This is a genomic window from Chryseobacterium sp. BIGb0232, assembly GCF_024810195.1.
Classification (GTDB): Bacteria; Bacteroidota; Bacteroidia; order Flavobacteriales; family Weeksellaceae; genus Chryseobacterium; species Chryseobacterium pennae.
In genome coordinates this window covers 21006-44951 of record NZ_JANUEH010000004.1, presented here as the reverse complement: position 1 = coordinate 44951, position 23946 = coordinate 21006, and the positions used below count along the sequence as shown (strand labels likewise).

22 protein-coding genes are annotated in these 23946 nt (G+C 35.3%); 13 read left to right on the top strand and 9 right to left on the bottom strand.

The window, feature by feature from the left end:
* Nucleotides 1-25 precede the first annotated feature (25 nt).
* Nucleotides 26-1249 (top strand): serine hydrolase, encoded by a 1224-nt coding sequence (locus M2372_RS11675; RefSeq protein WP_123320578.1) that lies wholly within the window; start codon nt 26-28, stop codon nt 1247-1249.
* Between the two features lie 32 nt (nt 1250-1281).
* Here M2372_RS11675 and M2372_RS11670 read toward each other — a convergent pair whose 3' ends face one another.
* The 6 genes from M2372_RS11670 to recJ form a co-directional block, all read right to left on the bottom strand.
* Nucleotides 1282-2136 carry an alpha/beta hydrolase gene (locus tag M2372_RS11670; protein ID WP_123320579.1) on the bottom strand — a complete coding sequence of 285 codons (855 nt, stop codon included), beginning with the start codon at nt 2134-2136 and terminating at the stop codon, nt 1282-1284.
* A gap of 84 nt (nt 2137-2220) precedes the next feature.
* A complete protein-coding gene (locus tag M2372_RS11665; protein WP_123320580.1) occupies nt 2221-4482 on the bottom strand; it encodes a TonB-dependent receptor domain-containing protein in 2262 nt (753 codons plus the stop codon).
* Nucleotides 4483-4526: 44 nt separating this feature from the next.
* Nucleotides 4527-6803 carry an outer membrane beta-barrel family protein gene (locus M2372_RS11660; RefSeq protein ID WP_123320581.1) on the bottom strand — a complete coding sequence of 759 codons (2277 nt, stop codon included), beginning with the start codon at nt 6801-6803 and terminating at the stop codon, nt 4527-4529.
* A 241-nt stretch (nt 6804-7044) separates the two neighbouring features.
* Nucleotides 7045-7383: a DUF3817 domain-containing protein gene (locus M2372_RS11655; protein ID WP_123320582.1), complete on the bottom strand. Its 339-nt coding sequence runs from the start codon at nt 7381-7383 to the stop codon at nt 7045-7047.
* Nucleotides 7384-7469: 86 nt separating this feature from the next.
* Nucleotides 7470-8054 (bottom strand): nicotinate (nicotinamide) nucleotide adenylyltransferase, encoded by a 585-nt coding sequence (gene nadD / locus M2372_RS11650; RefSeq protein ID WP_123320583.1) that lies wholly within the window; start codon nt 8052-8054, stop codon nt 7470-7472.
* Nucleotides 8055-8102: 48 nt separating this feature from the next.
* A complete protein-coding gene (gene recJ / locus M2372_RS11645; protein WP_115973446.1) occupies nt 8103-9815 on the bottom strand; it encodes a single-stranded-DNA-specific exonuclease RecJ in 1713 nt (570 codons plus the stop codon).
* A gap of 110 nt (nt 9816-9925) precedes the next feature.
* Between recJ and M2372_RS11640 the strand changes: the two genes are divergently transcribed.
* Nucleotides 9926-10735: a M48 family metallopeptidase gene (locus M2372_RS11640; protein ID WP_115973462.1), complete on the top strand. Its 810-nt coding sequence runs from the start codon at nt 9926-9928 to the stop codon at nt 10733-10735.
* A gap of 78 nt (nt 10736-10813) precedes the next feature.
* Here M2372_RS11640 and M2372_RS11635 read toward each other — a convergent pair whose 3' ends face one another.
* Nucleotides 10814-12436 (bottom strand): ABC-F family ATP-binding cassette domain-containing protein, encoded by a 1623-nt coding sequence (locus tag M2372_RS11635; RefSeq protein WP_123320584.1) that lies wholly within the window; start codon nt 12434-12436, stop codon nt 10814-10816.
* 121 nt (nt 12437-12557) lie between these two features.
* On the opposite strand from M2372_RS11635, the gene smpB reads away from it, so the two are divergent.
* The 5 genes from smpB (at nt 12558) to M2372_RS11610 (ending at nt 17367) form a co-directional block, all read left to right on the top strand.
* Entirely contained in the window at nt 12558-13016 is a 459-nt protein-coding gene (gene smpB, locus M2372_RS11630) for an SsrA-binding protein SmpB (RefSeq protein ID WP_045501613.1), read from the top strand.
* A 77-nt stretch (nt 13017-13093) separates the two neighbouring features.
* Entirely contained in the window at nt 13094-14602 is a 1509-nt protein-coding gene (locus tag M2372_RS11625; protein ID WP_123320585.1) for an OmpA family protein, read from the top strand.
* A gap of 95 nt (nt 14603-14697) precedes the next feature.
* Nucleotides 14698-15438: a YebC/PmpR family DNA-binding transcriptional regulator gene (locus tag M2372_RS11620; RefSeq protein WP_115973449.1), complete on the top strand. Its 741-nt coding sequence runs from the start codon at nt 14698-14700 to the stop codon at nt 15436-15438.
* 133 nt (nt 15439-15571) lie between these two features.
* A complete protein-coding gene (locus tag M2372_RS11615) occupies nt 15572-16396 on the top strand; it encodes a UDP-2,3-diacylglucosamine diphosphatase (protein WP_115973450.1) in 825 nt (274 codons plus the stop codon).
* Nucleotides 16396-17367: a glycosyltransferase family protein gene (locus tag M2372_RS11610; RefSeq protein WP_123320586.1), complete on the top strand. Its 972-nt coding sequence runs from the start codon at nt 16396-16398 to the stop codon at nt 17365-17367. The genes M2372_RS11615 and M2372_RS11610 overlap by 1 nt, the downstream gene beginning before the upstream one ends.
* Here the strand turns inward: M2372_RS11610 and M2372_RS11605 are convergent.
* Complete coding sequence (locus M2372_RS11605) at nt 17356-17646, bottom strand: GNAT family N-acetyltransferase (RefSeq protein WP_123320587.1); 291 nt, start codon at nt 17644-17646, stop codon at nt 17356-17358. The genes M2372_RS11610 and M2372_RS11605 overlap by 12 nt on opposite strands.
* Before the next feature lie 120 nt (nt 17647-17766).
* The gene (locus M2372_RS11600) at nt 17767-18516 is read right to left on the bottom strand and encodes an RDD family protein (RefSeq protein ID WP_123320588.1); all 750 of its coding nucleotides are present in this window, start codon (nt 18514-18516) and stop codon (nt 17767-17769) included.
* A 27-nt stretch (nt 18517-18543) separates the two neighbouring features.
* Here M2372_RS11600 and M2372_RS11595 point away from each other — a divergent pair, with 27 nt between their 5' ends.
* From M2372_RS11595 to M2372_RS11570, 6 genes are all read left to right on the top strand, one after another.
* Complete coding sequence (locus tag M2372_RS11595; protein WP_123320589.1) at nt 18544-19527, top strand: stage II sporulation protein M; 984 nt, start codon at nt 18544-18546, stop codon at nt 19525-19527.
* Nucleotides 19511-20473, top strand: coding sequence for a DUF4013 domain-containing protein (locus tag M2372_RS11590; RefSeq protein WP_123320590.1), 963 nt, complete (start codon nt 19511-19513; stop codon nt 20471-20473). The genes M2372_RS11595 and M2372_RS11590 overlap by 17 nt, the downstream gene beginning before the upstream one ends.
* Nucleotides 20466-21245: a DUF4129 domain-containing protein gene (locus M2372_RS11585; protein ID WP_123320591.1), complete on the top strand. Its 780-nt coding sequence runs from the start codon at nt 20466-20468 to the stop codon at nt 21243-21245. Before M2372_RS11590 ends, M2372_RS11585 begins: the two co-directional genes overlap by 8 nt.
* Before the next feature lie 11 nt (nt 21246-21256).
* On the top strand, nt 21257-22414 hold the full coding sequence (locus M2372_RS11580) for a hypothetical protein (RefSeq protein WP_123320592.1): 1158 nt from the start codon (nt 21257-21259) through the stop codon (nt 22412-22414).
* 65 nt (nt 22415-22479) lie between these two features.
* Nucleotides 22480-23511: a MoxR family ATPase gene (locus M2372_RS11575; protein ID WP_115973458.1), complete on the top strand. Its 1032-nt coding sequence runs from the start codon at nt 22480-22482 to the stop codon at nt 23509-23511.
* Nucleotides 23512-23575: 64 nt separating this feature from the next.
* Nucleotides 23576-23926 (top strand): four helix bundle protein, encoded by a 351-nt coding sequence (locus M2372_RS11570; protein ID WP_123320593.1) that lies wholly within the window; start codon nt 23576-23578, stop codon nt 23924-23926.
* Nucleotides 23927-23946: the final 20 nt, after the last annotated feature.

The following is a 23946-nucleotide window of genomic DNA, read 5'->3' as shown; positions in this document are numbered from 1 at the left end:
AAAACAATAAACCAAACTACATACCATGAAAAAACTTAAAATCATTTCATTTTCACTTTTTCTGCTTGCTTCCTTAGGTTGCGGGAAAAATGAAAACCAGGACTACCAGTCGAATCTGGATAAAGCTGTTCGGAATATTCACAACAGTCTTCAGAAAGAGTTGAAGACTTCTATTCCCTCACTGAGTGTTTACGTAGTTTCCCCAAAAGGAACTCTTTTCAGTACCATAACAGGAGCAAATGGTACTGTGATTAACGAAAATACCTATTTCCGTTTTGCAAGCAATACAAAGAATTTTACTTCTACAGCTATTTTAAAAATGATGCAGGACGGATGGCTGCACCTGGATGATGAAATTACAGAGATGATCCCCGGAACGAATATTCCTTATACTCCAGACGGAGCAGATTGGAATTTCCCCAATAAAAGCCAGATAACGATCCGGCAGCTTTTGCAACATAATGCGGGAGTATATGATATTACGAATGATGCTTCAAAGTATAATATAAACGGACAGACTTATACTGAGTATATGCTTGATAATTTTCCGGATCACCAGTTTTCTACTTCGGAATACGTGAAAATTTTAACAAAAAACAGCCTTACCTATGGTGCACCCAATACAGTGTATCACTATTCAAATACAGGATACTCTATTCTGAGTGAAATTATATCCAGGATTTATTCACAAAAAGCTGGAATGAACAAAACATACAGTAACTATATGTATGATTATATTGTTGGTCCAGGTACAAAGGTTCCGCTAAAAATCAAATTTCCGGAGCTTGCTTCAGATAAGCAGCTTCCTGCACCTTATGTGAAAGGACTCATTAAATATGATAGTCATGACGAGTTTACCAATCTTAAAAATACAAGTGCTCATATAGGAGAAGGAAACGGGATTGGAACTATGAAAATGCTTTCTGAATATATCAGAAGCATAATGAAAGCAGAGAATGTACTTAATGCTTCAAGTGTTAAGCTAATGAGAACCAATAAAGGCCCTGCAACTACTCCTGAACAACATAATTATTCTTTGGGGTGTTTCTACATTCCGGGAGTAGGATATGGACATAATGGTGCCACTGAAGGATATCTTTCCATGATGCTTTATGATCCGGAAACCGATTTTTCAGTAGTTGTACTGATGCCATTCTGGGATCTTAGAAATAATATGAAAGATTTTCCTAAATGTATAAATACTCTGAATGCCGCTGCTGCAGAAGCAAAAAAGGTCGTTGGATATTAAAAAAATAAACGCTTTGAGAATTTTCAGAGCGTTTATTTTTTATCAATATGTTTTAGAAACGTTTCAATTTTATTAATAAGAAAAAAATTATTAGGCTGCTTATCCCAATCCAGATGTCCGCCATTGAATTCATAAGATTCATGGATGACATTATTTTTACTCAAAACCGAATCCAGTATTTTACTTTGGCTTAAAGGAATAACACGGTCTGTTTTTCCATAGTAGGAAAGGGTAGGGGAAGAAGTGGAGGTAATCCAATGCACTGGGCTTGCAAAATTAATTGCTGAGGTTCCGGTTGGTAAAGTTTTAGGGTCAACTAAATGTTTTTCCACAAAAGAATATTCTTCATAGTTTTTAAAACCAGCATCTGAAAGATCAGCAGGACCTACAATATTGATCACCGCTTTTACCTCTTTATCAATATCAGAATGATAAGCATAAAGCATGGATAAATGCCCACCAGCGCTGTTTCCCAGAAGAATCAACTTAGGTCTGTATCTTAATCTGTCTTTGAGAAACGCAGTAACGCTTTTAATATCATCTGTTTGATTGGGAATTCCGTATTGCATTGCAGAGGCGAGTCTATAATTCATATTCACAAAAATATGGTCGGGAAATCTCTGCATCAGGGAAAATGTGAATAAGGTAAGCTGAGATTTATCTCCACCACGCCAGCCTCCACCATGAATTATGATAAAGACTTTACGTTCTCCGGTGAGTTTTTTATCAGGAATATAAAGGTCCATAACCTGCTCAGGGCCTTTTCCATAACGAATATCTTTCTCTTTACTAAAGCTTATATTGTTTCCAATACTGATTTTGTTTTCTTTACATGCAGTCAGTAAAAAGAAGACCAAGCAGATAATGAATCGTAAACTCTTTTTCATACAACTAAAGATAAAAAACCTGCTGAAGAATCAACAGGTTTAGATACAAAATAATTTGATTGAATATATATGAAGAAAGATAGTTTATCTTGTTCTGCTCTTGATAGAATCTGAAGCCCCTTCAATATCTCTTACCTTTTTCAGTTTTTTATTTCCGAAATTGTAAGTAAGGCTTACTGTTAAGGTTCTTTTATACTGATTCTGATGAATATAGTTATAATTTCCATTGCTTTGATAATCGTCAATTACCACAATATTGGTTCTTAAAACATCATTTACATTCACGGCAAAGGTCCAGTCGTTCCAGTTTTTCTTTATGCTAAGATCTAAACTTGATAATCCGCGTAGCATACCCAGTTCTATCTGCTGTTTGTCTATATAGAAGAAATTCACTCCAAGGAACCATGTTTTCGCTTTATCAAGACGGATAGTATTGTTGGTCTGAATCAATAGACTGGTAGAATTTATATCATTGACATAGGTGACGTACTGCCCAGATTCATTTTTGAATCGGTCTCCTGTAGTGGGATCCATATCCAGACTTCCGTTGTTTCTGTTATGTTGAACACCTATGCTGAAGTTGGTCGTCCAATACTGTTTAAAGAATGATTTTTGGACTCCTATCATGGCAGACATTTCCTGCTTATCTCCAAAATTGGTTCTGATATATCTTAAGGCAAGATTTTTACCAGTATCCCCATTAGGCTTTTCTGGATATCCCTGTAGAGGAACCTGGGTGATAGCATCTTTAATATAAGAATGATTTAAAACTACAAAGTAGGAGTTTTTATACATATACATCAGCTCCTGATTATATGTAGAGGAAGCCTTTACAAACGGGTTGTTTTGAGTATAGTTATCATCTGTTAGTTTATTCACAACCGGATTGAGTTCCCAAAAACTAGGTCTTCTCATTCTGCTTGAAAATGAATAAGAGAGATTGTTCTTATCATTAATGGCATAGTTAAAGCTCAGATAAGGAAGAAAATTGCTGTAGTTTCTTTCTATCCTTTTAAGAGCTTCTGCATCTGGAGGTGGATTATCCGAAGTTCCTAAACTGTTGGTAATCTCATATCGGGCCCCTATTTTTCCGGAAATTTTATCAGAAAACTTCTTTTCAGCTGTCACGTAGAAACCATAGATGTTTTCATCGTAGATAAAATGGTTAGGTGCTGACTTTGTTGGCTTTGCAGGGTCAATGAAATAAGTATCGTTTTTAGTATCATTGTCTGTTTTGGTTTTATTATAATTTCCACCTACAGAAATGGTCAGATCATTTTTAAACTTCTGAATATAATCAGCCATTCCTGAGAAATTGTTGATAATCTGTGGCAGGTTCTGTAGTAATTGTGTGCTTTCACCCAATACCTCTCTGTTGATATTGGAATTGTAGGTCATATTATTTATAGACTGGAATCTTTTATAATTCAGGTATGCTGCGTTTATATTCAGCTTACTTCCTAGAGAATCCGTTTTTAATTCATAATTTAAATTGAGCGAGTTATTATAACTTCTTGCATCTTCTTTGTTTTTGGACCAGGTATACCTGGGTTCGTCTTTTTGATTAATAATAGTATTGAACAGAGCTACTGTTGAATTATAACTTTTATTGGCCCAAGTGTTCCAGGATAATGCTAAGTTGCTTTTATCATTCAATTGATAATCTACATTCAGGTAGCCACCAATGTTTTTATTTGGATCATCAATATTACCGGTGGATTCATTGGATGCCCCCTCACTGCTGTTTTTCAAAGTGTAGGTCTGAGCCTCAATATTCTCACCGCCGCTGAGGCTGGCACTTATTCCCAGTTTGTCTTTTCTGTAATTAGCTGAGAAACTTGCCTGGCTGCCATTGTATTTTCCTTGGGTATTGGAGAATCTCATGTTTCCGTTAAGACCGTCACTCATTTTCTTCTTTAAAACGATATTGATGATCCCGTCAGAAGATTCCACCTGATATTCACTTCCCGGAACCGTAATCACTTCAATTTTCTGAATGTTTTCTGCCGGTGTATTTTTCAGGAACTGAGCCAAAGACTCTGCATCCATATTGGATTTTCTTCCGTTGATATAGATTAATACATTATTTTTCCCTGCAATTTTTAATGTTTTGTCATCTGTTGAAGACAATAAGGGAGTCTGTTTCAGAATATCGAAAGTTGTATTTCCTTTCGCTATAGGAGAAGAAGCTACATCATATACCAGACGGTCACTTTGTTTTTTGAAAATCTGTTTCGTGATGGTAACACCTTCTATATTTTTAGTTTTTGTCGAGTCAGATTTCTTTTCCTGAGCAAAAGCACAAGTTCCGAATATGACTGCTATTGACAAAAGTATACGTTTCATGTTTGTTATTTTAAGAGTGGTTAAATGAGGTAAGTTTTTATAGATTAGGTTCTTGATTTTACAGCATCATTCGCTGATTTCATTTCCCTTGCTTTTTTCAGTTTCTGATTTCCGAAGTTGTAGGTTACTCCAATGCTAAATACTCGCGGATAGTTGAAGTTGGTTATATTATTGTATTTTCCATTAGGCTGTATACCATTCACGCTGTAAAAGCTCTGGTTAAATAAGTCATTAACTTCTGCAACAACGGTCCAGTCGCCTATAATTTTTTTAACATTGATATCTAAGCTTTGTCTTACTCCTATTGTACCGCCTTCCATAGCTACTTTACTTCCGAAATAGTAATTAACTCCTAAAAACCAGTCTTTTTTAGATGAAAGACGAATAATATTGTTGAGGGTTGCAGACATATTGTAGTTTTTAACATCCACAATATAAGGCTCCAGTTCTTCAGATTCATATGGACCTAGCTGAGAAGTTGGATCCTGCCAAACCCCGCCTGTGTAAACAATATATCCCAGATTCACAGAATAGTTAGTGGTCCAGATATCTTTAAACCAGGACTTGTTCATCCCAAGTGTTAAGCTGATTTCTCTATTCTTCCCATAGTTGGTTCTTATATATCTCAGGAATTTTATTTTTTGCATAAGCATATCACCATTTGGACCATATATGATATTACCGTTTTTATCCGTTTGTGGAGTTGTTAAAATTCCCTGTAAAGGAAGCAGGTCAGAAGCTGCTGCATCATCAACCATTGTATAATTGAGATTGGCATAGAATGCATTTTTGTACATATAGTTCAGCTCCTGATTATAAAATTTAGCAGCCATTACAAAAGGGTTATTCTGAGTATAATTCGTTGGAGTAAAATATGTTCTGGAAGGATTCAGTTCCCAGAATCTTGGTCTTCTGATTCTGCTGGAGAACGTGTAGCTTAGGTTATGATCTGAATTGATGGCATAGTTTAGATTCAGATAAGGAAGCAGGTTGTTATAATTTCTTTCGAATCCTGTTTTTCCAAGAATATCCCCTGTACTTCTGGTCATTTCATAACGGGCTCCTATTTTTCCGGATAATTTTTCAGTCAGCTTTCTTTCATAATTAAGGTAAATACCCAGAATATTTTCTTTATAAATGAAATGATTGGTTTGCTTAGAATCCATTACAAATTCACCATCAATTAATTTGTCCTGTCTGGTATCATTATCTGTATTTGTATAATTATAACTCACCCCCATTAACCAGGTTGCTCCTTTGGATGTCTTTTTAAGATAGTCTATATTAGCTGCATAATTGTTGATGATTTGAGGTACAGATTGTTGCAAAGCAGAGTATCTCTTTTTATAGTCTTCACTGGAAGGGTCTATACCGAAAGGGATGCTTTCATTGAAGCTTGCTTTATCTCTGTTAAACCACAGATAAGAAACATTAGAAGTCAGTTTACTTCCCAGTGAGTCAGTTTTTATTTCATAATTTAAATTGAAAGAGTGATTTCTGGTTTGGGCGTCTTCATGATTAACAGTTCTGTCCATTAATATCCCATTTTGCCAGTTCGTCATATCAAGAATAGAGTTGAAACTCTTATTATATCTCATATTATAAGATAATCCCAAACTTTGATTCTTACTGATTTCATAATCAACATTAAATCCACCGCCAAAGTTTTTGTTAGGATCATCATTAGAACCATAAGATTCATTTCTGAAAGTTGGGTCTCCGTTGGAAAGCGTATATCTTTGTCTTTCAGTCCAGCTTCCCATTCTGAAATTAGAATTTCCTGACCATTTTCCCTGTCTGAAATTAAAAGAAGCCCCTGCTGACGGATTGTTGTAATAGGCCTGCTCATTCTGCATTTTCAAAGTTCCATTATAGCCATTATTTTTGTTCTTCTTCATCACAATATTGATGACCCCTTCCTTAGATTCCACCTGAAATTCACTTCCCGGAACTGTAATCACTTCAATTTTCTGGATATCTTCTGATGGAGTAGACTTCAGCATTTCAATCAATGCTTCAGAATCCATATTGGTCTTTTTATTATTGATGTAAATAACAGCATCAGACTTTCCAAGAATCTTTAGCGTTTTACCATCAATGCTTGAAATCATAGGAGTTTGCTTTAAAAGGTTAAACGTATTAGTGCCTTTAGCAATAGGGGAAGCTGCTACATCGTAAACAAGACGGTCTCCCTGTTTTTTGAAAACCTGTTTCTTGATATTGACTGACTCAATAGCATTTACTTTCAAACTATCTTTTTTCTGTTGAGCGGAAACCAGTCCGCTGAAGAATAGAGCTGCAATAAGAATTTGAGTTTTCATGATTATTATTTTTTAATTAATAGCTTGTATGGTTTGTTATTTAACATTACAAAGATATGTAATAAATTTAGTATTATGCAATACAAAGTACTTGAAAATAATTTTAACCAATATTAATTGATTGATTTTCAGTGACTAAAAATTTATATTTAAAAATTGATTGCTTGACCTTTCTGTATAATAAGACAACTGTAACAATAATTTTGTTACAGTAAAATGTGAAATTTTATGAAAAATAAATTTATTCTCTGTCGAATTGAGCCAGTTTTTTATCTACCCATACCGTAGCAAAGGGGAAAAAAGCAGCTAATAAAGCGAATACAAAATCTTCATCATCCCAGTTGTAAATTTTTCTTGCAGGAATGCAAAGTAAAAGATAAAGTGTAAAAAATAATCCGTGTAAACTACCCACAACGCTGATAAAAATAATAGAATACAGATTTTCATCATATCGAATCCAGATCATAGCAACACAATACAATAAAACACATGAAATAGCCTCTGCAAGACAAATCTGTTTAAACCATTTGATGAGTTTTTCCTGAGAATATTTGAAGAAGAATTTTTCGATGAAGTCCATTTCTATAAGGATAAATTGAAAGCTAAAAAGTAAGAGACTTTCTCTGACTTCTCATTTTTGCCCTCTAATGTTCTGGTTTTGCAAAATTACTTATAAAAGTTACTTCCATCCAAATATTCAAAAACTTCAGGCGGCAACATAGGTCTTACATTCTTACCTTCCTTGAGCATATTACGGATTTCTGTAGCAGAAAGTTCTATTACAGGTGCTTTTATCATAGAGATATTTTCATGCTGAAGGTATTCAGAATCTTTCTTTTCTCCTTCAAATACTCTTGGATAAACAATGATATGATGATTTTTGATCAGGGCTTCAGAATTTTTCCACTTGTGCAGGCTATCCAGATTATCCTCACCCATAATCAGGCTAAAAGAATAGTCCGGGTACTTTTCATGAAGATAAGTAAGTGTATCAATAGTATAACTCGGTTTCGGGAGCGAAAACTCCACATTGGAAGCCCGCATATTAGAATAATTCTTCACCGCCAGCTGTACCATATCCAATCTGTTATGATCTTTCAGTAAAGACTTTTTGTCCTTAAACGGATTTTGCGGACTCACTACGAACCATAGTTCATCCATATCCGAATTTTCCAGAATATAATTAGCTAAAATAAGATGCCCAATGTGAATCGGGTTAAAAGATCCGAAGAATAGACCAATTTTTTTCATATTTGTCAGATAAAAGGTTATAGGTGATCATATTTAAATGATACTTACCTAATCCCTAAACTTTACATCTTTTATATTAAGATAGTGAGTTACATTGCCTTTCCAGTGATTTTCTTCCAGTGTAAAAGCAAGATCGAAATTTTTATTTTTAAAATCCTCTACAAACTGCCCGAGTTTAAAACCAACACATTCAATATTTCGTCCTGTAGATTCCTGTTTGATATAAAACTTCAGATGATTGTTGTCTTTACCCATCGTTTTAACATAACCGGAAAGCTTTTGATTGGTCAGTGTAAAGATAGGCTTCATATTGTGAGGACCGAAGGGAGCCAGTTTTCTATGAAAATTGATGAACTCTCTGTTAATTTCGTCAACGGTAATTTCAGTATCAATTGATATAGATGGTTCTTTCTGATGGTCCTGAATTTTTTCAGAAACAATTTGTTCAAACTTTACTTTAAATGCTTCAAACTTATCTTTCTCCATTGAAAGTCCTGCAGCAGCATGATGCCCTCCGAATTTAAGGAAATATTCAGAGCACAAATCAAGAGCTTCATGAACATCAAAATCTGAAACAGATCTTGCTGAAGCAACCATTTCACCATTATTTCCGTCTGTAAATACCAGCGTAGGTTTATAATAGGTTTCAATAAGCCTTGAAGCTACAATTCCGATAACACCTTTGTTCCACTCAGGATGATAAACAATGGTTGTATGTTTGGTTTCCTGCTGAGATTCTATAATCTGATTCAGAGCCGAAAGAGTAGAGTTCATGTCCAGTTCACGCCTTTCATCGTTGAGGTTCATGATGTCTCCCACGATCTGGTTGGCATGTTTCAGGTTTTCAGAAACCATAAGTTCCACAGCGGCTTTTCCATGGGAAATTCTTCCTGCAGCATTTATTTTAGGAGCAATTTCAAAAACAATATTTGAAATTTCGAAATGAGACAGCTTATCCTCCGGGATTAATAATCTTAGTCCAAGATTTCTTGTTTTTCTGAGGGTTTTCAATCCCATTTTCGCAAGAACCCTGTTTTCACCGGTCATCGAAACGATATCTGCAGCAATGGAGATAGCCAAAAGATCCGTTAGCTCAAATAATTCAGCATCCGGAAGCTTATAGATCGTATTCAGACCCTGGCAAAGCTTAAAGCCCACACCACATCCTGAAAGTTCCTTGAACGGATATCGGCAGTCATTTCTTTTAGGATCAAGAACTGCAGCCGCATTAGGAATCTCTTCACCGGGAAGGTGGTGATCACAGATAATAAAATCTATTTCCAGGCTGGAAGCATAGTTAATCATATCAATGGCTTTAATACCGCAGTCTAAAGCAATGATTAATGAAAAGCCATTCTCTTTGGCAAAATCAATTCCCTCCGTAGAAATTCCATATCCTTCAGAATTTCTGTCCGGAATATAGTAGTCCAGGTATTTTTTCTCAACAATTTTGCTGAGGTACAGGTACATTAAGGCAACAGCCGTGGTTCCATCCACATCATAGTCGCCATATACCAATATTTTTTCGCCATTTTCAATTGCAGTGGCAATACGCTCTACAGCTTTTTGCATATCTGCCATTAAAAACGGACTGTGTATATCGTTAAGGTTGGGTTTGAAAAATTCTCTCGCCTTCTGATAATTGTCAATTCCTCTTAGAACGAGAAGTTTAGATTCAAAAGTTCCAAAACCAAGCGACGAACTTAGTCCGTCCACAATTTCCTCATCGGGTTCGGGCTTGTAAATCCATTTTTGACTCATGTTCACAAAAATAAGGAAAAAAAATAGCATTTTGATGGGATCGAGAATGAAGTTTTGACTTAATAATTGTTAAAAATTGATTACCTTCGTGCTCCAAATTTAAAATGACTATGAAAAAAATTATCGTATGCCTTACTTTTCTAGGCGCAATGAATTCTATCAATGCACAATTTAATCTCGGAAAAGCTGCCGGGGTTGTTTCAAAGGGTGCAAAAGCTTTAACGTTTACCAACGAAGATGCCATTAAATTATCCAAAGAATCTGTAGATTGGATGGATAAGAACAATGCTGTAGCAGGGCCAAAAGATCCTTATACAGTAAGACTGAATAAACTGTTTGGAAAACACAAAACACAAGACGGTCTGAATTTGAACTATAAAGTGTATAAAGTGAAAGATATCAATGCTTTTGCTTGTGCAGACGGAAGCGTACGTGTATTCTCTTCTTTGATGGATATTATGACAGATAACGAGTTGTTGGCTGTAATTGGTCACGAAATCGGTCACGTTAAAAATCAGGATACGAAAGATGCTATGAAATCTGCTTATTTAAAAGCAGCAGCATTAGATGCCGCTTCATCTGCTTCCGGAACAGTAGCGACTCTTAATGACAGCCAAATCGGAAAGATGGCCAATGAATTTTTAGATGCTTCTCACAGTAAAAAACAGGAATCTGAAGCAGATACTTATTCTTATGACTTTATGAAAGCTAATAAATATGACGTAGTAGGTGCATATACTGCTTTCAAGAAATTAGCATTATTGTCACAAGGAAGTACGCAAACCGGTTTTGAAAAAATGTTCAACTCTCACCCTGACAGTGAAAAAAGAGCTCAGGCTATTAAAAAGAGAGCAGAAAAAGATGGATTATGGAAAGATCCGGGAACTGTTGCTCTTCCAACAACGAAACTTACAAAATAATTATTTTATTTATTGTTTAAACGAAAATACCTCAAAGCATTGCTTTGAGGTATTTTTATATCTATTGAATGTATCTGATTAAGAATACATTTTTTCTCTTAATTCCTTCACTTTTTTATCAGCAAGGTATTCATCATAAGTCATTTCTCTGTCGATGATTCCGTTTGGAGTCAATTCAATGATTCTGTTACAAACCGTTGACAACATTTCGTGGTCATGAGAAGACAATAAAAGATTTCCTTTGAAGTTAGACAATGAGTTGTTCAATGTCGTGATACTTTCAAGGTCTAAGTGGTTGGTAGGTTCATCTAATAAAAGAATGTTAGCTTTCTGAAGCATCATTCTACTGAACATACATCTCATTTTTTCACCTCCGGAAAGTACTTTACATGATTTCAATGCTTCATCACCTGAGAATAGCATTCTTCCTAAGAATCCTCTTACAAATTCTTCGTGACGCTCTTCGTCGTTTTTAGTGAATTGTCTTAACCAGTCAACCAAACTTAAATCTTCCTGGAAGAAATTAGTATTATCTAAAGGCATGTGAGACTGGTTCGTAGTAACTCCCCAAGCCACAGTTCCTTTGTCTGCTTCAACATTTCCAGCCAAAATTTCGAAAAATTCTGTAATTGCTAAAGAGTTTTTAGAAAGTACAGCTACTTTATCTCCTTTCTTAAGATTTAGATCGATATTAGAGAATAATAGTTCTCCATCTTTTGTTTTTTCAAGATCTTTTACATCAAGAATCTGATCTCCAGCTTCTCTTTCCATTTCAAAAATGATAGCAGGATATCTTCTTGAAGATGGCTTAATATCATCAATATTTAATTTGTCGATCATTTTCTTTCTTGCAGTAGCCTGTTTAGCCTTAGCAACGTTAGAACTGAATCGTGCGATGAAGTCCTGAAGTTCTTTTTTCTTCTCTTCAGCTTTCTTGTTAGCCTGAGCTCTTTGTCTTGTTGCTAATTGAGATGCCTGATACCAGAAAGAGTAGTTACCTGTATAAAGGTTAAGTTTAGCATAATCTAAATCTCCAATGTGAGTACAAACCGTATCCAGGAAGTGACGGTCGTGAGATACTACGATTACTGTATTTTCATAATCAGCAAGGAAGTCTTCTAACCAGGAAATTGTATCAATGTCAAGGTCATTGGTAGGTTCATCCAGAATAAGAACATCCGGGTTTCCGAAAAGTGCCTGGGCCAAAAGAACCTTTACTTTGTCTTTGTTCTCAAGTTCACTCATCATTTGCCAGTGCATGTCATCTTTAACTCCCACATTGGAAAGCATGGTCTGAGCATCAGATTCTGCAGTCCATCCACCCATTTCATCATAGATTACACCCAGTTCACCAGCTTTAATCCCATCTTCATCGGAGAAATCTTCTTTTGCGTATAACGCATCCATTTCCTCCTTTATCTCAAATAATTTTTTATTACCTCTTAATACAGCTTCAAGAACAGTATACTGATCATAAGCAAAGTGATCCTGCTCCAAAACTGACATCCTTTTCCCTGGTTCCAGAGATACGTGACCTGTTGTAGGATCCTGCTTTCCTGTTAATATTTTAAGGAATGTAGATTTTCCCGCCCCGTTTGCTCCGATGATCCCGTAGCAGTTTCCTTTGGTAAACATAATATTTACCTCGTCAAAAAGAACTCTTTTCCCGAATTGTAAAGATAAGTTAGATACTGTTAACATATAGTTTTGTAAATTTGGCGCAAAAATACGAAAAGAATTTGGGTATTTTGTAATAATATAATACTCAAGTTTTTAAATGTATGGTATTTTTTATATATTTCATTAACGAAATTTTAAAATGATGAAGATTGAGAAAACAGTTAGCATATTAAATAGAAGAGCCCGCTTTGAATATGAAATTCTTGAAGAATACGAAGCCGGAATGGTTTTGACAGGTACAGAAATAAAATCTTTACGATCTTCCAAAGCATCGATCACAGAATCGTTCTGTCAGTTTATTGATGGGGAGTTATACATCATCAACATGATGATTGATGAGTATAAATTGGGAACTTTTTACAATCATAAAACAAAAAGGGAACGGAAATTGCTCTTGCACAAAAAAGAATTGCAGAAACTTGAAAAAAAGTTAAAGGATGCAGGAAACACGATTATACCTTTGAAATTATATATCACTGATCGAGGGAAAGCAAAAGTGCTGATAGCGCTGGGTAGAGGGAAAAAGCTTTTCGATAAAAGAGAGGCCATTAAAGATAGAGAAAATAAGCGGAACCTGGACAGAATATTAAAGAAAAGTTAAAAATCATTTGAAAAACTTTGTATATAAAGAAAAATTATATTTATTTTGCATTATCAATTATTTAATCATTTAATTCTATGAAAAATCTAAAATTAGGAATTTCAGCATTGGCGCTTACCGTTGCCTCTACTGTTTTCGCGCAGACTACCAACAATCCGTGGTTAATCGGAGTTGGTGCTCATGCAGAAAACCACGTAGCAGCAAGATCTACATTCGGTAATACGTTCTCTGCGAAAAATTTGACAAAGAATCTGTTCAATATGAACAGCTATTCTATTACACCACCATTATCTAAGTTAACAGTTGCTAGAAACGTTGGTAAAGGTTTAGTAATCGACTGGCAAACTTCTGTTGGAAATGTTGAAAACAAAAGATTCAACATGGGGAAAGAATTTTTCCTAATGACAGGTCTAGGTTTCCAGGCTCACGGTGCAGGTCTTTTATGGAACGAAGAATCTTGGTTTGATCCATATTTAAGAGTTGGTGCTAACTACCTAAGACATGACTATACAGGACAAAGTTTCCCTAAAAATGGTCTTGATGCTAATGGTAATGTGTTAGATTATAACGTAACAAACGGAAAAGATGGTAACGAAGTAGGTAAAGCTAATCACTTTACAGTAGCTACTGGTGCTGGTGCTAACTTCTGGGTAACTAAAAACTTCGGTCTTGGTATCCAAGGAGATTATGTTTCAACTCCAGGTGATAAATCTACAGTTGCTAACTTCTGGCAAGCTTCTGCTTCTATCTTATTCAGATTCGGAAACAGAGACAGAGATAAGGATGGTATTCTAGATAAAGATGATCTTTGTCCAGATACTCCAGGTTTACCAGAATTCCAAGGATGTCCTGATACTGACGGTGACGGAGTTCCAGATAAAGACGATCAATGTCCAGATGTAGCTGGTCCAGTTGAAAACAACGGTTGTCCTTGGCCAGATACAGACGGTGACGGTGTTATCGACAAAGATGATGCTTGTCCTACTGTTGCAGGTCCTGCTGAAAACAAAGGTTGTCCTTGGCCAGATACAGACGGTGACGGTATCTTAGATAAAGATGATGCTTGTCCTACTGTTCCAGGTCTTCCAGAATACAACGGATGTCCTAAACCAAAAGGTCAAACAGCTATCGATGTTGAAACTAAATTGAAGAGTGTTTACTTCGATTTCAACAAAGCTACTATCAAAGCTGAATCTAAAGATGCTTTAGATGCTGCTGCTGCTATCATTACAAAAGACGGAGGTAACTATCTATTAGAAGGTAGAACTGATGCTAAAGGTGCTGCTGCTTACAACTTGAAATTATCTAGAGAAAGAGCTGCTTCTGTAGTTGCTGCTTTAGATTCAAGAGGTGTAGATGCTAACGCTCTTAAGTCTGTAGGTGTAGGTGCTACTAAAGCTACTGTATCTGCTAAAGCTACTGATGCTGAAAGACAAGTAGACAGAAAAGTAGTTGTTAAAGCTATCGAAAACGAAGCTGAGTGGAATGCAATCTCTAAGAAAGATTATGCTGATGCTCCAGTGAAGAAAGCTACAGCTAAAAAAGCTCCAGCTAAGAAAAAAGCTGCTGCTAAAAAGAAAAAATAATTAATTTTTCTAAATAATGAATACCTCCAATTTTTTGGAGGTATTTTTTTTTTGTATACTTTTAAGTAATTTTGTTGAAAATTTAAAAATTTAAAATGGGAAGAGCATTTGAATATAGAAAAGCTTCTAAAATGGCCAGATGGGATAAAATGGCTAAGACATTCTCTAAAATAGGTAAAGATATTGCATTAGCAGTAAAAGCGGGAGGAACAGATCCTGAAGCTAACCCTGCATTGAGAAGATGTATCCAAAACGCTAAAGGGGCAAACATGCCTAAGGATAACGTAGAAAGAGCAATAAAAAAAGCAAGTGGTGCAGATGCTGAAAACTATGAAGAAATTACTTATGAAGGATACGGACAAGGGGGTGTTGCTTTCTTTGTAGAATGTACTACAAACAATACAACCAGAACTGTAGCCAATGTAAGAGCTATTTTCAATAAGTTTGACGGTAACCTTGGTAAAAATGGTGAACTTGCATTTATCTTCGACAGAAAGGGGATTTTTACAATCGATTTAGCTCAGGTTAAAATGGAATGGGATGACTTTGAAATGGAAATGATTGATGGTGGTGCTGAAGATGTAGAAAAAGATGAAGAAGAAGTAATGATTACTACAGCTTTTGAAGATTTCGGGTCTTTATCTCACAAATTAGATGAACTTGGAATTGAGGCGAAGAGCGCAGAATTACAAAGAATTCCAAACAATACAAAAGAGGTAAGTGTAGAACAGTTCAAAGCGAATATGAAAATGCTTGAGCGTTTCGAAGATGATGATGACGTTCAAAACGTTTATCATAATATGGAAATCACGGAAGAGCTAATGAACTCTTTATAAAAAATAATATAGCATTCATATACAGTTAACTTTCAATTAGTTTCTTTGTAAAAACTATGAAATGCCTTCATGTTTTCGATTCGGAAATAATAGGTGTTCCGTCCAGCCAATGTAAAAGCTGAAAAATATACGGATGAAAAGAAACGTTGAGTTAGTTGTCATATCGGATGTTCATTTGGGAACTTATGGATGTAAGGCTAAGGAATTGCTGAGATACCTCAATTCTATTCAGCCTAAAACTTTGGTTTTGAATGGTGATATCATTGATATCTGGCAATTCAAAAAGTCTTACTTCCCTAAACCTCATTTGAAAGTAATCAGAAAGATCCTTTCATTTGCTACCAAGAATACGGATGTTTATTATATTACAGGCAATCATGATGAAATGTTCCGTAAGTTTACCGATTTTGAACTTGGAAAACTTAAAGTCTGTAATAAAATCTGCCTGACTATTGATGAGAAGAAAACCTGGATCTTTCACGGTGATGTTTTCGATGCATCTGTCCAGCATTCCAAATGGATCGCCAAACTTGGCGGAAAGGGATACGACCTTTTAATTATCATAAATAATATTGTAAATTGGTTTTTGGAAAAAATGGGTAAAGAAAAATATTCATTTTCAAAAAAAATTAAAAATAATGTGAAGAAAGCAGTAAAGTATATTGGAGACTTTGAACTTACAGCTTCCGAGCTGGCTATTGATAACCAATATGACTATGTAATCTGCGGACATATTCATCAGCCACAGATCCGGGAAGTTGTTAATAAAAAAGGATCCTGTACTTATCTGAATTCCGGGGACTGGATTGAAAACCTGTCTGCATTGGAATACCATGATAAAGAATGGAAAATCTTTTACTATGACGACCACAAACATTTACTGAAAGATGATGAAGCAGAGGAAATTCAGGAAATGGATAATTCTGAGCTTTTAAAAATCGTAACCAATTTTACTTAATGAAAATCTTATATGCATTTCAGGGTACTGGTAACGGACATGTTGCCCGCGCACAGGAGATAATCCCGATACTCAAAAAGTATGCTTCGGTAGATACACTCATTAGTGGTCATCAATCGCAGTTAAAGGCCGATTTCGATATTAATTTTCAATATAGAGGTATTTCCCTTCTTTATAACAAAACAGGCGGTTTATCCTATCGGAAAACATTTACTGATAATAAATTTATTGATGCTGCAAAGACCATTAAAGATTTGGAGCTTTCCCAATATGATTTAATTATCAACGACTATGAACCTTTAACAGGCTGGGCTTCGAAATTGAAAAAATTACCCATGATTGAACTTAGTCATCAGGCATCTATGAGTTTTCCGGAAACGCCTAAGCCTCAAAAGAAAGATTTTCTGGGTGAAATGATTTTAAAATACTATGTTCCCAGTGACAGGAAAATAGGCTTTCATTTTGAGAATTATCATCCACAGATTAAAAAACCGGTCATTCGAAGAAAGATAAGAAGTCTCAACCCGTATAAGAAAGGGTATTATCTTGTTTACCTTCCAAGCTTTGCAGATGAAAATATCATTAAGGTTCTAAGGAAAATTCCTGTAGAGTGGAAGGTCTTTTCAAAATACAGCAAAGTGCAGGTTAAGGTGAAAAATGTTGAAGTATTTCCTATTGATGAAATCCAATATCTGAAATATTTTGAAGGCTGTGAAGGGATTCTGTGCAATGCTGGTTTTGAAACACCTGCTGAAGCGCTTTTCCTGGATAAAAAACTCTTCGTGATTCCTATTCACAATCAATATGAACAGGAATGTAATGCCTGTGCTCTGGATAAAATGGGAATTCCGAATTCTAAAGTGTTACAATTGCAGGAGATTATGGAATGGGTAGCCTCTGACCAGCATCTGGAAGTAGATTATCCGGATAATATTGAGGAGATTCTGGTGAATGAGGTCTTAATTCTTTAAGAAAATATCATCCACATCATTCATTCTCATCATAACGGCTCTGGCATAAGAACAGTGAGGATAAACATTCCAGTTATTTTCCCTTGCAAATTTGATGGCCTCTTCCACTAAATATTTTCCCATTCCCCTTCCTTCAAATTCAGGATGAACGAGAACAAAAGAAATGATCAGCCTATGGTCTTCAGGAAAAATTGTATAGGTTAACCTTCCTACTTCTTTTACTTCGTTATTCAGGGTAAGAACTCCGCCGTTTCCGGATCTGTTGTTTTCAAATTTCATGATACAGGGTTTGTAATTATTAAAGATACGAAAATTATAAGGAGTAATAAAATGTATTCACTTCAATAGTTCTCTAATTCAGTATCTACTTTCGGTGTAAAATTGACCATTGACAATGCATTAATTATCCTTTCCTGTGTAATAGTTATAATCTTTAATAATAACATTAATAAACTGTCTTTCCGTCATCTTTGCTGGGTCTATATCCAGCTTAAGGATGCTTTTGATTTTATCAGAAAGCTTGCTGATAATTTGTCGGTCATCTACTTTGACGGCTTTGGTATAATTATCTTTGATGATCCTCATGTCATTATCACTCAAAGCAATCACCTGAGGAAATGAAGGGATGTAATCTTCATTGATGTTTTCCAAAATAGTATGAGAGATATTGATATTGTTCTTTAGAGAAATAACAGCCGTTCCGGAAGCTATATCTCCCAAACGCTGATTGTTTTTTGAAACAATCATTGAAATCAAACCTACCACTCCGGCAAAAGATACATCTACCAGTCTGAATACCCAGCGGATCATATAGTCTCCAAAGCTGGCCTGATATCCGTCAATTTTTACCACTCTGATCTTCATCAGTTTTTTCCCTGGTGTCTGCCCTTCCATTAAGCTTTCCAAAACAACAGGATAAATGTAGGTTGGAAAGGTAAGTATGATATAAACTGCCATTACAGACCAGGTATCTAACCCGTTCATTAAATATCCCAGGTCAAGGATATTGAAAAACACATAAAGGACCATCAGAACGTAGGCAACCCTTATCAGAAGATCAATGATAAATGCAAGCATTCTTTCCCCAACACTTGCCGTATTGAAGTTAATATTTACATTTTGTGAGGTATTTATCGCGATCTGAGACATATTTTTTATTATTTTAGCCTTACAATTATGAGAGAAGTTTATTTCATTAAACAAAATAAAGAAAAATGGTTGGGAATAGAACAGGTTATTGATGGGAAAATAAAAAAAAATCCTGATGACCTGTCTTCGTTGTATATTAACCTGATCAATGATCTTTCTTTTGCTCAGACTTATTATCCTAAAAGTAATACGACCATTTATCTGAATCACCTTTCATCACAGATCTTCCAAAAGATTTATAAAATCAAAAGAGTAGAGGAGAACAGATTGGTTTATTTCTTTAAAACGGAAGTACCATTGCTGGTCTATCAGTATCGGAGGTATTTGTTGTATGCTTTTCTGTTTTTTATTCTCTTTACCTCAATAGGAGTTCTCTCTGCAATTTATGATAAAGAGTTTGTAAATATTATTCTCGGTGAAAGCTATGTAAACGAAACGATTGAGAATATTAAAAAAAATAATGCTGTAGGAGTTTATCAGAGCGGGACAACCTGGGGAAGTACGATTGGGATTATTTTCAACAATATCCAGGTAGGAGCCAAATTGTATATTTACGGAATTGCAGGTGGAGTGGGAACTTTATTTGCCCTGTTATCCAACAGTGTCATGTTGGGGTCCTTTCAATACTTTTTCTTTGATTACGGAGCATTGAAACAGAGTGCCAGAGGAATATGGCTTCATGGTGTTTTTGAAATCTTTGCGATGGTGGTGGAAGCAATGTGTGGGTTGATTCTAGGAGCATCTATTCTGTTTCCGAAGACTTTTTCGAGGTTTAACTCTTTTAAAAAAGGCTTTAAAGATTCTTTTAAAATATTTTTAAGCACTGTTCCATTTACCATTTGTGCAGGGATTATTGAAGGCTATGTTACAAGACATGCTTTAAAAATGCCATTGGTCCTGAATCTTCTTATTATTCTGGGATCATTAGCTGTTATAGGGTTTTACTATTTTGTATATCCGTCAATAGTCAATAAAAAAACTAATAAACACATCAATGATACAATTTTATAAAAAAAGGGATTTTGGAACTTTCATTAGTGACAGTTTCAATTTTTTCAAACTATACGGAAAGAATTATTTTAAAAATTATATTCTGATCAACGGTTTGCTGTTGATTTTAATGGTAACTGTTTTTATTTTCGGATATAAAGAACTTTTCTCTCAAATTTTCGGTTCTAATCTGGGAGGAGATACCTACTATTTTGAACGTTATTTTTCAGAGAATGCCGGAATGCTGATTGGGGTGGGTGTCCTTACATTCGTACTTTTTATGATTCTGGCTATTATCAATTATCTTTATCCTGTCTTTTATCTGAAAAGAATTGCCACCGGAGCAAAAAATATAAAGACAGATGACATTTTAGGAGATTTCAAAAAAAATGCAGGTAAAATTGCTAAACTATGCCTTGGGATAACATTTATAGTGGCTCCTTTATCTTTATTTCTTGTAGGTTTTTCCTATCTTCTGATCTTTGTTCTGATCGGGATTTTTCTTATAATGCTGGTTTATCCTACATTATTTAATGTGATTACATTTCTGATGTACGATTATTTTAATTCGGGAAGAGGTTTTATGGAAAGCCTGAGCTATTCTATCCGTGCGCAGTTTTCTTATCCTAATGGAAGCGAAAAATCTCCTTATTGGAAATATTGGGGAGCAGCGTTTGTGATGTTTATCATTATATCTACAGCAAGTTCGGTATTTACATATATTCCGATGATCTTTTTTTATGGGTCGATCCTGACGAGCACACCCGATGGAAATTTTGAACAAGACCCTTTTACCGGTGGTTTTGGGATTGCATTTTTTGTGTTTTATGGAATTTCAATGCTGCTTTCATTCTTTCTTTCCAATCTGTTGTATGTGAATGCCGGATTGATGTATTATGACAGCAGAACAGATCTTCATCAGAAAGTAGAACTTGAAGAAATAGACACGATTGGAATCAATGAATAGAACTCTTTTTTTCATATTGTTTTTCTTTTCCCTCGGCTTTGTGAAGGCTCAGGATGATAACTATATGGAAGATTCACTGTATACTACCGGGCATTATCATAATATGCTGCGTGCAGATTCTGTACTGGTGAAGAATCCGGTTTCTGAAAATGCGGTGTATCCCAAAGAATTTAAAAAGAATGTTCCGTCCAGATATAAAGGAAATGAATTTGATTATTCAGTATCAAAACCCAGAGAATCTTTCTGGCAAAAGCTATTGAAAAAGTTTGACCGTATTTTACGCAGCATTTTTGGTGATACGGTTTTTGCTAAATCTTCTGAATTTACCGGAGCATTTATTCGCCTCTTTGTAATTATTCTGGTTGGATTTCTTCTTTATTTCATCATTAAATATATTATTGGAAAAGATGGAAATTTTATTTTTGGTAAAAAGAATAAAAAACTGGATCTGAATGTAGAAGAACTGCATGAAAATATCCATGAAATTAATTTCCCGGAAAGTATAGCAACGTTTGAACATACAGGAGATTACCGTTCGGCAGTCCGTTATCAGTTCCTATTCATTCTTAAAAAATTAAGTGATAAGAAACTGATTAACTGGAATCCTGAAAAAACCAATAAAGATTATGTGGCAGAATTAAAAGTTCCAAATCTTAAAAGTGAATTTTCAGATCTGTCTTACATTTTTGATTATGTATGGTACGGAGAATTCAATATTGACGAACAGAGCTATCAGAAATTTAAAAATCAATATCAGGCATTTAAACCATAACTCCATTAACCATGAATAAGACTTTCAGAATATATGCTGTGATCTTCATCGTTGTGATGGTTATTTTGGCGTTGCTTGAAGTGAATAAAAAAGAAACTACAGACTGGCGCAAAAATTTTGATATCAATGAAAAGTCACCCTTTGGTCTTTTTGTTTTTAATAATGAAGCTAAAGATCTTTTTAAAAATCATTTGAAGAAGATCGACCGTGCTCCTTACGAATATTATAGCCAGAATAAAAAAGAAGTTCATAATATTGTCATTATTGAAAATAATATTGATACGGAATCTTGGAAAAAAATTATGGATCAGGTGTCAAAAGGCTCGGATGCTATGTTGGTGATGAACCTTATGCCTAAGGAAATTGCGGATAGTATTGGGTTTCATAGTTCAGATATTTCTTTTGAGGATGAAAATGTACTGAAACTTACAGATAAAAAATACCGGAACGATTTCATCCAGCTGGATAAATTTCCTTCAGGAAAAGGATTTTCATTTATCAAACCGGGGGTGGAAGTTCTTGGAAAAACAGTAGAGAGGAAAAATACAGACCAAGCCAACTTTATTAAAGTGAAGTTCGGGAAAGGTAATTTTTACGTTCATAGCGAACCCCTTTTTCTTACCAATTATTATCTGTTGAAACCTGGAAATGTAAGATATGCACAGGACGTATTCTCTTATCTGCAGGATAGGGAGACCCTTTGGTTTGTGGAGAACGATACCAAAGCTTCCCGGTTCTTCATGAGGTTTGTATTAGGAAATCCGGCACTGAAATATGCATGGTGGATATTCCTGGGGGGGCTTATCCTTTTTATTTTCTTTAATGCGAAGAGGAAGCAGAGAATTGTACCCGTTATAGAACCTTTGAGAAATACATCACTGGATTTTGTGAAAAGCATTGGAAATCTTTATCTTCAGGAAGGCGATTTTCATGATATGATGGCCAAGAAAGCCCAATATTTCCTGAATAAAGTGAGAATGGATCTTCTGATTGATACTCAAAATATTGATGAAGAATTTGCTCAAAAGCTACAGTTAAAAACAGGAAAACCTATGGAAATGATTAATGAGGCCATCAACCTTATCAAAAGAGCACAGGATCCGTATGCCAGTGTGATGAAAGAAGACCTGGCAAGAATCAATAAATTGCTAGATGAGTTACTAAAATAAGAGTCCCAACGCGACGATTTAATAAAAGATAGAACGGAGTCCTATCAAAACCAAAGATAAAAATTATGGAAAATCTTGATAACCCAAACATAGAAAATCAAAGTTCTATAGATCTTAATAAAAACGAAGACCACTTTCAGTCGAGAATTGATATGATAGAACTTCGTGCAAGCCTGGATAAAGTAAAAGCTGAAATAGGCAAAGTAATTGTAGGGCAGGAGAAGATGATAGAACATCTCCTGGCAGCGTTACTTTCAAACGGACACGTCCTGATCGAAGGTGTCCCGGGAGTTGCGAAAACAATTACGGCAAAACTATTAGCTAAAACCATTGATGTGGGCTTCAGCAGAATTCAGTTTACACCGGATCTTATGCCTTCAGATATTCTGGGGACTTCAGTTTTCAGCGTAAAAAACTCTGAATTTGAATTTAAAAAAGGACCTATTTTCTCCAATTTTATATTGATTGATGAGATCAACAGATCACCAGCGAAGACCCAGGCTGCCCTATTTGAAGTTATGGAGGAAAGACAGATTACAATGGATGGAACCCGTTATATTATGGAGGAACCATTTCTTGTGGTAGCTACACAAAACCCGATAGAGCATGAAGGAACATACAGGCTTCCGGAAGCTCAGCTGGATCGTTTCCTGTTCAAAATTAATGTAGGATATCCGAACCTTGAGCAGGAGATTATGATCATTAAAAATCAACACGAAAGCAAAAAAGAAGATAAAACAGAAGGGGTAAATCATGTGATCACTGCAGAACAGTTGAAAGGCTACCAGCGTTTGGTTAAAGAGATCATTGTGGAGGCTCATCTGATGGAGTATATCGCGAAAATTATTATCAATACAAGGGAGAATCAATTTCTGTATCTGGGAGCTTCGCCGAGAGCTTCATTAGCACTTCTTACGGCTTCCAAATCTTTTGCAGCAATGAGAGGAAGAGATTTTGTAACACCTGAAGACATCAAGGAGGCTAGTTATGCCGTTTTAAGACACAGAGTAATTGTTTCTCCTGAAAGAGAAATGGAAGGCCTTACTGCTGATGAAATTATCCGTCAAATTTTAGAAGGAATAGAAATTCCTAGATAGGTAATAGGTAATAGGTAATAGGTAATGGAGGGCCAAAGTTTAATTAGAGTATAAAGTATTCGATATGGCAAATTTTAAAGAGCTTTTAGTTTGGCAGAAGTCTATTGATTTTGTCACTGAGATTTATAAAATTACAGATGCTTTTCCTAAAAGTGGAGTTTATGGACTAACATCGCAGATCAGAAGAGCTGCAGTTTCTATACCTTCTAATATTGCTGAAGGAAATTCAAGAAGAAGTAAGCCTGATTATCTGCAATTTTTAAAAATATCAAGAGGCAGCTGCGCAGAAGTGGAAACACAATTAGTAATTTCGAAAAATCTCATTTTTTTTAGTGAAGAAGATTATTTAAAATTAAATCAGGAAATTATTGAAATAACAAAAATGTTGAACGGTTTAATTAATTCCCTACAATAATAATTCCCAACATGAAGTTA